Annotated in this window: 3 protein-coding genes; all 3 read right to left on the reverse strand. The window is 69.5% G+C overall.

From position 1 onward, the window contains the following. Positions 1–277: 277 nt before the first annotated feature. Positions 278–1,597, reverse strand: a complete 1,320-nt coding sequence (cysN, locus tag PROKR_RS06215; RefSeq protein ID WP_036960794.1) for a sulfate adenylyltransferase subunit CysN — start codon at positions 1,595–1,597, stop codon at positions 278–280. Then, positions 1,597–2,499, reverse strand: a complete 903-nt coding sequence (gene cysD / locus PROKR_RS06220) for a sulfate adenylyltransferase subunit CysD (protein ID WP_036960797.1) — start codon at positions 2,497–2,499, stop codon at positions 1,597–1,599. The genes cysN and cysD overlap by 1 nt, the downstream gene beginning before the upstream one ends. Beyond that, positions 2,496–2,945: inositol monophosphatase family protein (locus PROKR_RS06225; protein ID WP_281171675.1), on the reverse strand; the 450-nt coding region annotated here is incomplete at its 5' end. The genes PROKR_RS06225 and cysD, both read right to left, overlap by 4 nt.

The raw sequence follows: 2,945 nt of genomic DNA on the forward strand, positions 1-2,945 counted from the left end.
CTCGCGCGCGGGCCGCCCGCCGGCGGTGGTGCCCAGATCCGCCGGCCCGGACACGGGCGGCGGAGTCGAGACGACGGTCACCTACGGAACCTCCGGTTCGGCGTGCGGGGTCGTGGCCGCGCACCGGTCGGACGAACCGCGGTGATCGTCCTGGCCAAGGACCATTTCTGGGGGAGCACGAGGGCCGCCGACCTGGGTCGGCGGCCCTCCAGCGTTGCGGAGCGTAGCAGTACTCCGCAACGCCATCAGTCACTTTCCGGACGCATTCCGCCCGGCGTCAGAACTGGTGCGCGGGCCCACCGATCATGCCCGCGGCGACGGTCTTGTTGGTCGCCTCGTCCACGAGGATGAACGCGCCGGTCTGGCGGTTGGCCTGGTACGAGTCCACGAAGAGCGGCTGGGTCACGCGCAGGCGGATCCGCGCGATCTCGTTCAGCTTGATCTCCTGCGCGTCCTCGTCGCGGTGCAGCGTGTTCACGTCGACGCGGTAGTTGATGTTCTTCACCATCGCGCGCGCCCACCGGGTGGTGTGCTTGATCGCGTACTTCTTGCCCTGGACCAGGGAGGCCGACTCGTCCATCCAGCAGATCTGCGCGTCGACGTCCTGCGTCACGGTGGGCGCGTTGTTCGGCCGGCAGATCATGTCGCCGCGCGAGATATCGATCTCGTCGGCCAGGCGCACCGTCACCGACATGGGCGGGTACGCCTCCTCGACGGGGCCGTCGGCCGTGTCGATGGACTCGATGGTGGTCTCCAGGCCGGCCGGGAGGGCCAGCACCCGGTCGCCCGGCTTCATGACGCCGGACGCGACGGTGCCCGCGTAGCCGCGGTAGTCGCGCGTGTCGTTCTGCTGGGGCCGGATCACGTACTGCACGGGGAACCTGACGTCGACCAGGTTGCGGTCGGAGGCGACGTGCAGCCGCTCGAGGTGGCTGAGCAGCGGCGAGCCGTCGAACCAGGGCATGTTCTCCGACCGCGTCACCACGTTGTCCCCCGCGAGGGCGGACACCGGGATGAAGGTCAGGTCGGGCACACGCAGCCGGGAGGCGAACTCGGTGAACTCGGCGCGGATCTGCTCGAACACCTGCTCGTCGTAGTCCACCAGGTCCATCTTGTTCACGCAGACCACGATGTGCGGCACGCCCAGCAGCGTGGCCAGGAACGTGTGCCGGCGCGACTGCTCCACGACACCCTTGCGGGCGTCCACGAGGATCAGGGCCACGTCGGCCGTCGAGGCGCCCGTGACCATGTTCCGCGTGTACTGGATGTGGCCGGGGGTGTCCGCGATGATGAACTTGCGCTTGGGCGTCGCGAAGTAGCGGTAGGCCACGTCGATGGTGATGCCCTGCTCGCGCTCGGCGCGCAGCCCGTCCGTGAGGAGCGACAGGTCCGCGTAGTCGTTGCCGCGGTCCTTGCTGACCTGCTCCACCGACTCGAGCTGGTCGGCGAAGATCGACTTGCTGTCGAACAGCAGCCGGCCGATCAGGGTGGACTTGCCGTCGTCGACCGAGCCGGCCGTGGCGAACCGCAGCAGGTCGCCGCTGACGACCTCGTGCTGCGACTCGGCGGCGCCGGTCTCGGGGAGAGTCGTCGTCATCAGAAGTAGCCTTCCTTCTTGCGGTCCTCCATGGCGGCCTCGCTGACCTTGTCGTCGCCACGCGTGGCGCCGCGCTCGGTCAGGCGGACGGCCGCCACCTCCTCGACGACGTCGCGCAGCGTGACCGCGCCGGACTCGACGCACGCCGTGAGGTTCGCGTCGCCGACGGTGCGGTAGCGGGTGGACAGGACCTGGGCGGTCTCGCCGTCCTTGAGCGGCGTGAAGCCGTTGACCTCGTAGAGCATGCCGCTGCGCTCCACGACCTCACGCTCCTTGGCGAGGTAGAGGTCCGGCAGGTCGATGTCCTCGGCCTCGATGTAGGACCAGATGTCCAGCTCGGTCCAGTTGGACAGCGGGAACACCCGGATCGACTCGCCCTGGTGGACGCGGCCGTTGTAGAGGTTCCAGATCTCGGGGCGCTGGTTCTTCGGGTCCCACTGGCCGAAGTCGTCGCGGAAGGAGAAGACGCGCTCCTTGGCGCGAGCCTTCTCCTCGTCGCGGCGGCCGCCGCCGAACAGGGCGTCGAAACCGTGCTTCTCCGCGGCCTCCAGCAGCACCGGCGTCTGGATCCGGTTGCGGGAGCCGTTGGGCTCCTCCTGCACCAGGCCGCGGTCGATCCCCTCCTGGACGGAGGCGACGACGAGCTGGACGCCCGTGCGCTCGACCCAGCGGTCCCGGCAGTCGAGCACGGTCTGGAAGTTCAGTCCGGTGTCGACGTGCATGATCGGGAACGGGACGCGCGCCGGGGCGAACGCCTTGACGGCCAGGTGCAGCATGACGATGGAGTCCTTGCCGCCGGAGAACAGCAGGCACGGGCGCTGCATCTCGGCCACCACCTCGCGCATGATGTGGATGCTCTCGGCCTCCAGGCTGCGCAGCTGGCTCAGAACGTGACTCTTCACGACTGGGCACCTTCCTTGCTATCTGCCCCGACCACGGACGCGACACCTACGGTGTCGAGCAGCTCACGCAGGCGCGGAGCCAGTGCCGGGGGGCATACGAACAGGTCAGGGAGCCAGGGGCTCTCCCGGTTGTACTCGAGCTCCGATCCGTCCAGCCGGGTGCAGACGAGGCCGCGGGAGCGTGCCACGGCGACGGGCGCCGCGGAGTCCCACTCGTACTGCCCACCCCCGTGGACGTAAGCGTCAACTGTAGCGTCGGCCACCGCCATCATCTTGACCCCGGCGGAGCCCATCGGCACGAGCTCGACGTCGTCTCGCTCGGCCAGGGCGGCCACGAAGGCGGGCGGGCGGCTGCGGCTCGCGGCGATCCGCAGCGGCCGGTCACCGGACAGGACGGCGGCCGAGCCGTCGTCGGGCACGACGCCGTCCGCAGTGGTCAGGACCTG

It is taken from the genome of Promicromonospora kroppenstedtii DSM 19349 (genome assembly GCF_000515355.1).
GTDB classification, from domain to species: Bacteria; Actinomycetota; Actinomycetes; order Actinomycetales; family Cellulomonadaceae; genus Promicromonospora; species Promicromonospora kroppenstedtii.